Raw genomic sequence first — 12,165 nt, 5'->3', positions numbered from 1 at the left:
CATGACCATCTCCCCCACCTCGCTGCGCGAGGACCGCAGCCTCGACGAGGTCACCGACCTCCTCTGGGAGGCGACCCTCGCCAACACGAAGACCGACTTCGTGCACGACCACATCGACCCCGACGACATCGACGCGGCGTACGAGATCCAGCGCCGCATCGTGGCGCGCAAGATCGAGCAGGGCCGGGTCCGCGTCGGCCGCAAGGTCGGCCTGACCAACCCCCGCGTGCAGGCGGCCGTCGGGGTCCACGAGCCCGACTACGGCACGATCTTCGCCGACATGGTCTTCGAGTCGGGCGTCGTGCTGGACCGGTCGAGGTACATCCAGCCGAAGATCGAGGCCGAGGTCTGCATCGCGCTCGGCAAGGAGCTCACCAGCTCCGACCTCGCGTCGGTGGAGGCGGCGATCGAGTGGATCGCGCCGGCCTTCGAGCTGGTCGACGGCCACATGCCGCACTACCGCGGCACGATCGTCGACACCATCGCCGACAACGCCTACTGCGCCGGCATCATCATCGGCGAGCGGCAGGAGTACGGCGCCGTGGACCTCGCCGAGGTCGAGCTGTCCCTGTGCCGGGACGGTGTCGAGATCACCTCCGGCATCGGCTCCAACGTGATGGGCTCCCCGCTCAACGCGGTCTCCTGGCTCGCGCAGACCGCCATCGAGCAGGACCTCCCGCTGCAGGCGGGCGAGATCCTGCTGCCCGGCTCGATCGGCCTGATCATGGACTTCGACGACGGCCCGCTCTACACGGCCGACATCAGCGGCCTGGGCCGCGTCGAGGCCCGGTTCGGAGGTGTCCGGTGAGCACCCCCACCCCCGAGCAGGCGCTCGCCGTCCAGCAGCTCGTCCACGAGTACGGCTTCCGCAACGACCACGGGCAGGCCGACCGCCTCCACGAGCTGGTGACCGAGGACTACACCTCGACCGGACCGATGGGCACCATGAACGGCCGCGAGGCGCTGCGCACGTGGGGCCGGGCCCGGCTGTCGAACACCAGCCAGGTGCGCCACGTGCTCAGCAACCTGCGGGTCTTCGTCGAGGACGGCGTGCTCAGGGCGACCTCCTACTACGTCGCCTACCGCGACACCGGCGCCAACCCGGCCGTCCCGGCCAGCGTCGGTGAGTACCACGACACCTTCGCCGTCGTGGACGGCGAGCTGCGCCTCGCCGCACGCGAGGTGGTGCCGGTGTTCACCAACCCCGACGCGCCGCGCCCGGTGATCGGGGCGCCCAAGTGAGCCGCGTCCCGGCGTACCTGCACGTGGGCACCCGCTCGCAGCAGGTCGTGGAGACGGCGCTGCACGCGGGGTTCGACGGCGTCGTGCTGGACCTCCAGCACGGCGAGCTCGACCTCGGCTCCACCTCGACCATCCTGCGCTCGGTGCCGGGCTGCGTCGAGCGCACGCTGGTCCGGGTGCCCAGCCTCGAGCCCGGGGTCATCGGCACCGTGCTGGACGCCGGCGCAGGCGGCATCATCGCGCCCTGCGTCGAGAGCGCGGAGGAGGCGGCGGCCGTCGTGGCCGCCACCAAGTTCGCACCCGTGGGCGCTCGCAGCCTCGGGCCGCGGCGCCCCGGCCTGTACGACGACGCCGACCCCACCGGGGACGCCAACTGGCGGGTGTGGGCGATCGTCCAGATCGAGTCCCAGCTCGGCGTCGAGCGCCGTGAGGAGATCCTCGCGGTCGAGGGGCTCGACGGCGTGTACGTCGGCCCGGCCGACCTCGCGCTCACCATGGGCGAGGCGCCTCGCCTCGACTGGGAGGACGGCCCGGTCCGCGAGGCGATCGACGCCGTCCTCGCCACCGCCGGCGAGAACGGTCTCTCGCGCGGCATCTTCTCCGTCTCCGGCTCCTACGCCCGCGGCCTCGCCGAGGCGGGGTTCATCGATTTCGTCGGCCTCGGATCCGACCTCGGCCTGATGGCCCAGGCGACCAGGTCCCTCTTGGAAGGCTTCAACTGACATGAACGACGTCCAGGTCCTCGTGGTCGGCGCGGGTCCGACCGGCCTGACCCTCGCGAACATCCTCGGCCAGTACGGCGTGCGTGCCCTGGTCGTCGAGCGGCTGCACGAGCTGATCGACTACCCCCGCGCCATCGGCATCGACGACGAGGCACTGCGCTCGATGCAGGCCATCGAGCTCGTCGACGAGGTGCTCCCCCACACGGTGCCGCACCACATGGTGCGCGCCGTCAACGGCCGCGGCACGATCATCGCCGAGATGGCGCCGCAGACCGACGAGTTCGGCTGGTCGCGCCGCAACGGGTTCATCCAGCCGCTGGTCGACCGCGTGCTGCTCGAGGGGCTCGAGCGCTTCGACCACGTCGGCGTGCGCCTCGGCCACGAGCTCGTGGCGATCACCCAGGACGAGTCGGGCGTCCGCGCCACGCTGCGCGTCGTCGACACCGGCGAGATCGTCGAGGTCACCGCGGACTACCTCGTCGGCACCGAGGGCGGCCGCTCCTTCACGCGGGAGTGGATCGGCGCGGAGTTCGAGGGCATCACCCTGCGCAAGCGCGTGCTGGTCGTCGACGTCGAGGACGACCCGCTGGGCACGCCCAACGCGATCTTCGGCGCCGACCCGGTCCGCGCCTGGGCGACCTTCGGCCTCCCCCACGGCATCCGCCGCTGGGAGTTCATGCTGAACGACGACGAGTCGGTCGAGCTCGCCGAGTCGGACACGTTCGTGCGGCGCCTGCTCGACGAGCACATCCCGAACCCGGAGCGGCTCAACATCATCCGGCGACGCGTCTACACCCACAACGCGCGGATCGCGTCCACCTGGCGCAAGGGACGGGTGTTCCTCGCCGGCGACGCGGCCCACGTGATGCCGGTCAACGCCGGTCAGGGCTGGAACTCCTGCATCCGGGACGCCGTCAACCTGGGCTGGAAGCTCGCGACCGTCCTGAAGGGCGCCGCGGCCGACGAGCTCCTCGACACCTACGAGCTCGAGCGCCGTGACCACGTCAAGGGCATGGTCGACCTCTCGGTCGGCATGGGCAAGGCCTTCGCGGGCGACGGTCGCGGCAAGGAGCTCATCCGCCTCGCCGCCGGTGTCGTGGTCGACAAGGTCCCCGCCGTCAAGCGCTACATCGCCTCGATGCGGTTCAAGCCGATGCCGAAGTACACCCGCGGCGCGGTCGTCGCGGCCGACCCGATCGTCACGAAGTCGGTGCTCAAGGCGCACGGCCCGAACCGGTCCGTCGGCACCCTGTTCATCCAGCCGCGCGTGAGCGACGAGACCGGCGCGGTCCGGCTCCTCGACGACGTGCTCGGCCTGCGCTGGGCCGTGCTCGCGTGGAACAACGACCCGAAGCGCCTGCTGTCCAAGGAGGCCGTCGCGGACCTGGAGCGCCTCGGTACGGTGTTCGTCCAGGCGGTGCCCGAGGTGCAGCGCCCGTGGGCGGCCGAGCGTGCCTCCGAGGGCGTGCTGACCATCGGCGACGCCCAGGGCCGCCTGAAGAAGTGGTTCGACGACAAGCCGGTCTCGGTGCTGTTCGTCCGCCCCGACCGGGTCGTCGCCGCGGAGAGCCTCGCGGTCCAGGCCGTCGACACCGCCGAGCGCCTGCTCGACGCCGTGGCCTACCAGGCCGAGCCGGTCGCGAGCCGCTGAGGAGGACCCCACCCGCGGTGCAGCGCCCGGGCCGGACGTCCCCGTCGCCCCGGGCGCTGCGCCCCTCAGCGCCACCTCCCCGGCTGCGGAACTGCCGGGGAGGTGGACCTGGCCTGGCTGTCGCTGGTCAGCGGCGGGCGGTGACGTAGCAGGCGACGGCCGTCGCGGCGGCGACGTTGAGCGAGTCGATGCCTGCTGCCATGGGGATGATCGCGCGCCGGTCGGCGCTCTGCTCCCAGCGCGCGGACAGGCCGTGGCCCTCCGAGCCGAGGACGAGGGCGACCTTGTCGAGCCCGGCGACTGCCTCGTGGATCGGCCGCGCGTCGGGTGCGAGCGTGAGCGCCACGGTCGTGAACCCGCGGGCGCTGAGGTCCGGCAGGGCGTCGTACCAGTCGGGCAGCCGGGTCCACGGCATGCTGAACACCGCCCCCATCGCCACCTTGATCGCGCGACGGTAGAGCGGGTCGGCGCAGCGCGGGGCCAGCAGCACGGCGTCGAAGCCCAGGGCCGCACCGCTGCGCAGGATCGCCCCGACATTCGTGTGGTCGACGATGTCCTCCAGCACGAGCACCGAGCGGGCACCGGCGAGCACCTCGTCGACCTCGGGGAGCGGCCGGCGGTGCAGCGAGGCCAGCGCGCCACGGTGCACGTGGAAGCCGGTGACCTCCTCGGCCAGCGCCTCGGAGATGAGGTAGCAGGGCGCGTCGGAGCGATCCAGGACGTCGGCCAGGCCGTCCAGCCAGCGCGGGGCCATGAGGAACGAGCGCGCGTCGTACCCCGCCTCGACGGCGCGGCGCACGACATTCTCCCCCTCGGCGAGGAAGAGCCCGTGCTCGGCCTCGAGGTTCTTGCGCAGCTCGACGTCACGCAGGTCGCGGTAGTCGGCCAGGCGCGGGTCGTCGGCCGACGTGATCTCGACCAGGTCAGCCATGCCCGGGCGCAGCCGTCGGGAAGGAGCCGGGGTGGGCGACGGCGACCACGTCGCCGATGACGATGATCGCCGGGGGCTTCACGGCCTCGGCCACCAGCCGCTCGGCGAGCGTCTCGAGCGTGGCGAGCACGGTGCGCTGGGTCGGCATCGTGCCGTCGCAGACCACCGCGACCGGGGTCGTGCCGGGGCGCCCGCCGGCGAGCAGGGCCGAGGCGATGTGCGGTGCGTTCTCGACGCCCATCATCACCACGACCGTGCCGCGCATCCGGGCCAGCGCGTGGTAGTCGACGAGCGACTCGGGGTGGCCGGGCGGCAGGTGGCCGGACACGACCGTGAACTCGTGGGTCACCCCGCGGTGGGTGACCGGGATGCCGGCGATGCCCGGCACGGACACCGGCGAGGTCAGGCCGGGGATCACCCGGACCGGCACACCGGCCTCGCGGCACGCGATGACCTCCTCGTAGCCGCGGCCGAAGACGAAGTTGTCGCCACCCTTGAACCGGACCACCCGCTTCCCGGCGAGCGCCCGGTCGACGATGATCCGGTTGATCTCCTCCTGCATGGCCGAGCGGCCCCGGGGCAGCTTGGCGACGTCGACGAGCTCGACGTCCGCCGGCAGGKSGCCRWGYMSCTSKYGGGGGGSGAGCCGGTCCGCGACGACGACATCGGCGTTCATCAGCGCCTTGTGGCCGGCGACCGAGATCAGCTCGGGGTCGCCCGGGCCGCCACCCACCAGCGTGACGCCCGGGGACCGCTCCGGCGCGGTGGCGCGGTGGTGGGGCGCGGCGATGGTCCCCGCGCGCAGGGCAGCGACGATCTCGTCGCGCACCGAGGCGGACCGGCGCGGGTCGCGGTTGCCCACGACGGCCACGGTGATGCCGGCCTCGCGCCCGACCGCCGGGGTCCACGCGGTGCCGAGGGTGGCGTCGTCGGAGCGGACGCAGAAGGTCCGCTGCGTCTCGCACAGCTCGGAGATGCGGTTGTTGACCGCGCGGTCGTCGGTGACGGCGATGACGTACCAGGCGCCGTCCACGTCGGCGTCCTCGAAGGGTCGCTGGTGCCAGGTGATCTCGCCGGAGCCGACCAGGCCCTCGATGGCGGGGGTCACGACCGGCGACACGACGTGCACGTCGGCGCCGACCGCGATCAGCTGCGGGACGCGGCGCTGCGCGACGTGTCCGCCGCCGACGACCAGCACGCGGCGCCCGGCGAGGCGCAGGCCGGAGGGGTACGGCGGGAAGTCAGTCACCCGCACATTCTCCCGGCATCCGGCGGGCCGTCACTGACACGGGACCAGCCTGCGGACTAACTTCGGTGACATGAGTCTCGATCGCCCGGTCACCCCGGACCCGTACCCGCTCCTGCCCGCCGTCCCGTCGTTCACCCTGACCAGCGCGGACGTCACCGACGGCCAGCCGTTGAAGGACGACCAGGTCGCGGCCCACGGCAACACCTCGCCGCAGCTGTCGTGGTCGGACGTCCCCGAGGGGACGAAGTCGTTCGTCGTGACCTGCTTCGACCCGGACGCCCCGACCCCCAGCGGCTTCTGGCACTGGGTGCTGGTCGACCTGCCCGCCGACGTGACCTCGCTGGAGGCCGGCGCCGGGGCCGAGGGGGCGACGCTGCCGGGCAACGCGTTCATGTGCCGCAACGACGGCGGCGCAAAGGCATTCATGGGCGCCGCCCCGCCGCAGGGCGACCAGGTGCACCGCTACTTCTTCGTCGTGCACGCGGTGAAGGAGGAGACGCTCGGCGTCGACTCCGACGCCTCGCCCGCAGTGGTGTCCTTCAACCTGGCGTTCAAGTCACTGGGCCGGGCGATCATCCACGGCACCTACCAGCACTGAGCCCCGAGAAGGCCCCGAGAAGTCCCCGAGAAGGCCGCGGGAAGCGGCGTCGGGGAGGCCGCGTGCAGCGACCTCCCCGACGAACCGCAGGCTGGGCGGGGCCTCAGAGCCCCATGCTCTTGGCGATGATCGTCTTCATGACCTCCGACGTCCCGCCGTAGATCCGGGTGACCCGGGTGTCGGCGTACAGGCGGGCGATCGGGTACTCGTTCATGTAGCCGTAGCCGCCGTGCAGCTGCAGGCAGCGGTCGVTGACGCGACCGGCGACCTCGGTGCAGAACAGCTTCGCCGACGCCGCGTCGACGGCGGTCAGCTCGCCGGCGTCGTGCGCCTCCAGCGCGCGGTCCACCACGGCCTGCGCCGCGTCGACCTCGGCCTGGCACGCGGCCAGCTCGAACTTGGTGTTCTGGAAGGACGCCACGGTCGTGCCGAAGACCTTCCGGTCCTGGACGTAGGCCTTGGTGAAGTGGATCGCGGCCTGGGCCTGCGCGTAGGCGTGGTAGGCGATGCCGAGGCGCTCCTGCGGCAGGTTCTGGCCCAGGTAGGAGAAGCCCTCGTTCTCCTCCCCCAGCAGGTCGGAGGCCGGCACCCGGACGTCGGTGAACGACAGCTCGGCGGTGTCGGAGACGCGCAGGCCGATCTTGTCGAGCTTGCGGCCGACCTGCCAGCCCGGCGACTTCGTGTCGACGGCGAACAAGGAGATGCCGAAGCGGCGGTTCTCCTCCAGCGGCGGCGAGGTCCGGGCGCAGACGATCACGCGGTCGGCGAGGACACCGCCGGTGATGAACGTCTTGGCGCCGTTGAGCACGTAGGAGTCGCCGTCGCGCTTCGCGGTGGTGCGCATGCCGGCGAGGTCGGAGCCGGTGCCCGGCTCGGTCATCGCGATGGCCCACATCTCCTCGCCGGAGGTGAAGCCGGGCATCCAGCGCTTCATCTGCTCGCCGGAGGCGAACTTGAGCAGGTACGGCAGGCAGAGCTCGAGGTGCACGCCGATCGTGCCGAGGTGGACGCCCAGGCGGGTGGCCTCCTCGGTGAGGATCGCGGAGAACTTGAACGTGTGCAGCCCGGCGCCGCCGTACTCCTCGGGCACCTCGATGCCGAACACGCCGAGCTCGCCGAGCTTGGTGTAGAGCTCGCGCGGGACGATGCCGGCGTCGTACCACTCCTGGTAGTGCGGGACGACCTCGGCTTCCAGGAAGCTCCGGATGGTCTTCCGGAAGTCCTCGTGCTCCTCGGTGAAGACGGTGCGGCGCATGGTGCTCCTCTCGAACGACGTGGGGACCATCATGACACCATCACTGTCACGGTCGTCAGGGAGTCAGCGCACCGAGTCGCCGCCCGCCTCCCGGAGCAGCTGCTCGAAGGGCGTCGTGACGGCGAGTCCCCCGTCCACCGGGCCCGCGTCCTCCCCGGGCGTGGCCCGGCCGGTCCCGCCCGCGCCGCCGAGCAATGCGGCCAGCTCGCCGGCCGCGCGCTGCACCCGCTTGTCGAGGCTGCCGTCGGCGCCGGAGCCGAAGTCCTCGCTGGCGGCGAAGACCCCGGTCGGCACGACCACCGCACGCAGGTGGGCGAAGAGCGGGCGCAGCGCGTGGTCGAGGACCAGGCTGTGCCGCGCGGTGCCCGCGGTGACCGCGACCAGCACCGGCGTCCCGTCGAGCACGCCGGGCTCGACGACGTCGAAGAACGTCTTGAACAGCCCGGAGTACGACGCCGCGAACACCGGCGTGACCACGACGAGGGCGTCGGCGCGCCGGACCTGCTCGAGCGCGTCGGCGAGCTCGCCGGTCGCGAAGCCGGTCAGCAGCCGGTCGGCGAGGGCGTGGGCCAGCGGTCGGAGCTCGACGTGCCGGACCTCGACCTCGCGGCCGCGGGCCACGACCGCCCCCTCGACGGCCGCGCCGAGCTGGTCGGCGAGCAGGCGCGTCGACGACGGGACCGAGAGTCCCGCGGACACGACGACGACCCGGGTGGTGCTCATGCCTGGACCTCCTCACGGTCCGTGGTGCCGGTCATGGTGTCCTCCGCGTGCACGGAGGTGTCCCTGGCGCCGCCCGCCGCAGCGACGAGCGAGGCGTGGGTCGGGGCGTCCGGCACGTCGGCCGGGCGGCCCTCGGCGAAGCCCTTGCGCATCTCGGGCAGGATCTCGCCGAGCAGGTCCAGCTGCTCCAGCACGGTCTTGAGCGGGAGCCCTGCGTGGTCGACCAGGAAGAGCTGGCGCTGGTAGTCGCCGGCGTACTCCCGGAACGACAGGGTGCGCTCGAGCACCTCCTGCGGGGAGCCGACCGTCAACGGCGTCTGCCGGGTGAAGTCCTCCAGCGACGGGCCGTGGCCGTAGACCGGCGCGTTGTCGAAGTAGGGCCGGAACTCCCGGACGGCGTCCTGGCTGTTGCGCCGCATGAAGAACTGGCCACCGAGGCCGACGATCGCCTGGTCGGCCCGTCCGTGGCCGTAGTGCTCGAAGCGCTCGCGGTAGAGGCGCACCATCTGCGCGGTGTGCGACGCCGGCCAGAAGATGTGGTTGTGGAAGAACCCGTCGCCGTAGTACGCCGCCTGCTCGGCGATCTCGGGGCTGCGGATCGAGCCGTGCCAGACGAACGGCGGGACGCCGTCGAGCGGCCGCGGCGTCGAGGTGTAGCCCTGGAGCGGGGTGCGGAACCGCCCCTCCCAGTCGACGACGTCCTCGGTCCACAGCCGGCGCAGCAGCGCGTAGTTCTCGATCGCGAGGTTGATGCCCTGGCGGATGTCCTTGCCGAACCACGGGTAGACCGGCCCGGTGTTGCCGCGGCCCATCATCAGGTCGACCCGACCGTCGGTCAGGTGCTGGACCTTGGCGTAGTCCTCGGCGATCAGCACCGGGTCGGTCGTGGTGATCAGCGTCGTGGCCGTCGACAGGATGATCCGCTCGGTCTGCGCGCCGATGTAGGCGAGCGTCGCCGTCGGGTTGGACGCGATGAACGGCGGGTTGTGGTGCTCGCCGGTCGCGAACACGTCGAGGCCGACCTCCTCGGCCTTCCGCGCGATGGCGACGGTGGCCTTGATCCGCTCGTGCTCGCTCGGCGTGCGGCCGGTCGTGGGGTCCGTGGTGACGTCGCCGACGGTGAAGATGCCGATCTGCATGGTGATCCGCTCCTGGCTGGTGCTGGTGCTGTCACCCGGCCCAACCGGTGACATGTCAACTATATTCCGGTGCGGCGCACGACCAGCACGGCACGGTCGTCGTCACCGAGGTCGACCTGGTCGATGATGCGCTTCGCGGCGCCGTCCCAGTCGTCGAGCACCGCTTCCCGGGCGACGCTGCGCAGCCAGGCGATGCCGTCGTCCATGGTGACCGAGCGGGACTCGACGACCCCGTCGGTGTAGAAGAGCAACGCCTCGCCGGCCGCGAGCCTGCCCCGCGTCTCGCCGAACTCAGGGGTGTCGGTGACCCCGAGGGTGGTGCCGCGGGCGTTGTCGATGCGCCACTCACGGCGCGCGGCCGACCAGTGCAGGGCGGGCGGGTGCCCGGCGCTGCGGATGCGGTACTCCCCCGTCGCCAGGTCGAGCACGACGTGCACCGCGGTCGCGAGGTTCTCGTCCTCGGGCTGGCGCTGCAGGTAGGCGTTCGCCGCGTCGAGCAGCGCCTCGTCCGGTACGGCGACGACGAGGCTCTCCAGCGCGCCGGCGAACTTCACCGCGGCCGGGACCGCGGACTGGCCGCTGCCGCAGACGTCGACGAGCACCAGCTGGAGCCGCCGCCCGTCGGCCGACAGGTCGCTGACGATGAAGTCGCCGCCGTACTCGAAGCCGGAGGCGGGCAGCATCGCGGACTGGTGGCACCACCCCGGCGGGAGCTCCGGCATCCGACCGCGGGAGAGCAGGCGGTCGCGCAGTCGGGCCCATTCGGCGTGGTCCTGCATCGGGCCAGCCTACGCACGGTAGCCTTCCTGCGGGCCCGGTCCGACCAACCCCCCTTGGCCGGACCGGGCCTGCTCGTTCCCCGACGGCTCGTAGGATCGTCGCCGTGAGCGAGCCGCCGGAGATCGACATCCTGGGTGAGCCCTGGACGGTCGAGACGATCCCCCTCGACGACGACTTCGAGGGCGAGGTGGTCGCGACGCTGGTCAGCCGGCGCAGCGAGACCCCCACGGAGCGGGCGGTGCTGCACGTCCACGGCTTCTCCGACTACTTCTTCCACGCCGAGTTCGGCGCCTGGTGGCTCGAGCGCGGTCACGACGCCTACGGGGTGGACCTGCGCAAGTACGGGCGCTCGCTGCGTCCCCACCAGTCCGCGACCTACGTCGCGGACCTCGAGGAGTACTTCGCCGAGCTCGATGCGGCGTGGGAGCGGATCACCGTCCGCGACGGCCACACGAAGGTCGTCGTCTCCGGTCACTCCACGGGCGGCCTCGTCGTGTCCCTGTGGGCCGACTCGCGCAAGCCGCCGGAGCTGGCCGGCCTCCTGCTCAACTCCCCCTGGCTGGACCTGCAGGGCCCGCCGGCGCTGCGCACCGCGCCTGTCGGCCTGCTGCTCGAGCAGGTCGGGCGCCGCCAGCCGATGCGCGAGCTGCGCCGCGAGGTGAGCGGCCACTACGCACGCAGCCTGCACCGCGACCACGGCGGCGAGTGGGAGTTCGACCTGCGCTGGAAGCCGGTCGAGTCCTTCCCGGTCCGCCTCGGCTGGCTGCGGGCGGTCCGCCGGGGCCACGCGCGGCTCCAGGCAGGGCTGTCGGTCCAGGCGCCCGTGCTGGTGCTGTCCTCGGACCGCAGCAGCAACCCGCAGGAGATGGACGAGGACGTCTACTCCACCGACATCGTGCTCGACGTTCGACAGATCCGGCGCTGGGCGACCGCGGTCGGCCCGCACGTCACCTACGTCGCCGTCCCCGGCGCGGTGCACGACGTCGTGCTCTCGCGGCCGGAGCCACGCGAGCGCGCCTACGACGAGATCGACCGCTGGCTCGACGCCTACGTCCTGCGCGAGGTGTGACGGTCCTCGCACGGACCGCCCGCGGGGCCGCTAGTCTCCCCGCCATGGATCCCGTCACCGGTCTCTCCCTCGGCCGCATCGGCCTCGGCATCGCGTCCCTCGTCGCCCCGTCCGCGTCGGCCCGCCTCTTCGGCATCGACGCTGCCGCGAACCCGCAGCTGGGTGCGATCAACCGGATGTTCGGCGCGCGCGAGATCGCGCTCGGCGCGGTGACCCTCGCCTCGCGCGGCACCCTGCGCCGCAACATGGTGCTGGTGGGCATGGCCGTCGACGCCGCCGACGCCGCCAGCGCGGGCGTCGAGGTCGCCGGCGGCGGACTCCCGAAGCTGCAGGGCAGCGGGCTCGCGGCCGTCGCCGCGAGCGCCGTTGCGACCGGGGTCGCCGCGCTGGCGCTCAGCCGCGGGAAGTGACCCGGGGCCTCACGTCGCCAGCATCAGGGTGACGGCCGTCAGGCCGACCACCACGATGACGCTGCGCAGCACGAGCGGCGGCAGCCGGCGACCCACGGCCGCACCGAGGAAGCCGCCGACCACCGCGCCGGCGGCGATCACGACCACCACCAGCCAGTCGACCTCCGCGTCGCTGCCGAGCAGCCCGTGCTCGGCAGCGGCGACGAAGATCAGGCCGGCCACGCCGTTGACCACGGCGACCAGCACGTTCTTGATCCCGTTGAGCCGCTGCAGCGTCTCGTTGATGCCGATGCCCAGCACGCCCATGAGGATCACGCCCTGGGCGGCGCCGAAGTAGCCGCCGTAGACGCCGGTCAGGAAGGCCGCGACCAGCACCCACCCCGGCTCGACCGTACG

14 protein-coding genes are annotated in these 12,165 nt (G+C 72.4%); 7 read left to right on the top strand and 7 right to left on the bottom strand.

Annotated features, from left to right (window positions below; genetic code table 11):
• The first annotated feature begins 1 nt into the window (after position 1).
• Genes L615_RS23430 through L615_RS15425 form a run of 4 tightly spaced genes read left to right on the top strand, consistent with a single transcriptional unit; the run spans position 2 to position 3,615 of the window.
• A complete protein-coding gene (locus L615_RS23430) occupies positions 2–808 on the top strand; it encodes a 2-keto-4-pentenoate hydratase (protein ID WP_028654020.1) in 807 nt (268 codons plus the stop codon).
• Positions 805–1,242 (top strand): nuclear transport factor 2 family protein, encoded by a 438-nt coding sequence (locus L615_RS23425; protein ID WP_051485364.1) that lies wholly within the window; start codon positions 805–807, stop codon positions 1,240–1,242. Before L615_RS23430 ends, L615_RS23425 begins: the two co-directional genes overlap by 4 nt.
• A complete protein-coding gene (locus tag L615_RS15430) occupies positions 1,239–1,964 on the top strand; it encodes an HpcH/HpaI aldolase/citrate lyase family protein (RefSeq protein ID WP_051485365.1) in 726 nt (241 codons plus the stop codon). Before L615_RS23425 ends, L615_RS15430 begins: the two co-directional genes overlap by 4 nt.
• A 1-nt stretch (position 1,965) precedes the next feature.
• The gene (locus tag L615_RS15425; protein ID WP_145725643.1) at positions 1,966–3,615 is read left to right on the top strand and encodes a bifunctional 3-(3-hydroxy-phenyl)propionate/3-hydroxycinnamic acid hydroxylase; all 1,650 of its coding nucleotides are present in this window, start codon (positions 1,966–1,968) and stop codon (positions 3,613–3,615) included.
• 127 nt (positions 3,616–3,742) lie between these two features.
• Here the strand turns inward: L615_RS15425 and L615_RS15420 are convergent, their stop codons facing one another.
• Both L615_RS15420 and cobA read right to left on the bottom strand, forming a co-directional pair.
• Positions 3,743–4,546 carry an RNA methyltransferase gene (locus L615_RS15420; protein ID WP_145725642.1) on the bottom strand — a complete coding sequence of 268 codons (804 nt, stop codon included), beginning with the start codon at positions 4,544–4,546 and terminating at the stop codon, positions 3,743–3,745.
• A complete protein-coding gene (cobA, locus tag L615_RS15415) occupies positions 4,539–5,795 on the bottom strand; it encodes a uroporphyrinogen-III C-methyltransferase (protein ID WP_186449889.1) in 1,257 nt (418 codons plus the stop codon). Before cobA ends, L615_RS15420 begins: the two co-directional genes overlap by 8 nt.
• A gap of 70 nt (positions 5,796–5,865) precedes the next feature.
• Here cobA and L615_RS15410 point away from each other — a divergent pair, with 70 nt between their 5' ends.
• Positions 5,866–6,393: a YbhB/YbcL family Raf kinase inhibitor-like protein gene (locus L615_RS15410; RefSeq protein WP_028654023.1), complete on the top strand. Its 528-nt coding sequence runs from the start codon at positions 5,866–5,868 to the stop codon at positions 6,391–6,393.
• A gap of 103 nt (positions 6,394–6,496) precedes the next feature.
• Here the strand turns inward: L615_RS15410 and L615_RS15405 are convergent, their stop codons facing one another.
• The 4 genes from L615_RS15405 to L615_RS15390 form a co-directional block, all read right to left on the bottom strand.
• Positions 6,497–7,648, bottom strand: a complete 1,152-nt coding sequence (locus L615_RS15405) for an acyl-CoA dehydrogenase family protein (RefSeq protein ID WP_145725640.1) — start codon at positions 7,646–7,648, stop codon at positions 6,497–6,499.
• A gap of 63 nt (positions 7,649–7,711) precedes the next feature.
• Positions 7,712–8,371 (bottom strand): CE1759 family FMN reductase, encoded by a 660-nt coding sequence (locus L615_RS15400; RefSeq protein ID WP_145725639.1) that lies wholly within the window; start codon positions 8,369–8,371, stop codon positions 7,712–7,714.
• Complete coding sequence (locus tag L615_RS15395; RefSeq protein WP_145725650.1) at positions 8,368–9,510, bottom strand: LLM class flavin-dependent oxidoreductase; 1,143 nt, start codon at positions 9,508–9,510, stop codon at positions 8,368–8,370. Before L615_RS15395 ends, L615_RS15400 begins: the two co-directional genes overlap by 4 nt.
• A 59-nt stretch (positions 9,511–9,569) precedes the next feature.
• Complete coding sequence (locus L615_RS15390) at positions 9,570–10,289, bottom strand: PP2C family protein-serine/threonine phosphatase (RefSeq protein WP_145725638.1); 720 nt, start codon at positions 10,287–10,289, stop codon at positions 9,570–9,572.
• A 104-nt stretch (positions 10,290–10,393) separates the two neighbouring features.
• On the opposite strand from L615_RS15390, the gene L615_RS15385 reads away from it, so the two are divergent.
• Both L615_RS15385 and L615_RS23420 read left to right on the top strand, forming a co-directional pair.
• Complete coding sequence (locus L615_RS15385; protein WP_261376721.1) at positions 10,394–11,359, top strand: alpha/beta hydrolase; 966 nt, start codon at positions 10,394–10,396, stop codon at positions 11,357–11,359.
• Positions 11,360–11,403: 44 nt separating this feature from the next.
• The gene (locus tag L615_RS23420; RefSeq protein WP_186449888.1) at positions 11,404–11,769 is read left to right on the top strand and encodes a hypothetical protein; all 366 of its coding nucleotides are present in this window, start codon (positions 11,404–11,406) and stop codon (positions 11,767–11,769) included.
• A 9-nt stretch (positions 11,770–11,778) separates the two neighbouring features.
• Here the strand turns inward: L615_RS23420 and L615_RS24335 are convergent.
• The coding region (locus L615_RS24335; protein ID WP_261376720.1) for a TSUP family transporter at positions 11,779–12,165 on the bottom strand (387 nt) is incomplete at its 5' end.

Origin of the sequence: Nocardioides sp. J9, assembly GCF_007829375.1 — a bacterium.
In the GTDB taxonomy this organism is placed as follows: domain Bacteria; phylum Actinomycetota; class Actinomycetes; order Propionibacteriales; family Nocardioidaceae; genus Nocardioides.
Note: the sequence above shows the minus strand (reverse complement) of the source record. Positions and strands in the feature narration are given on the sequence as shown.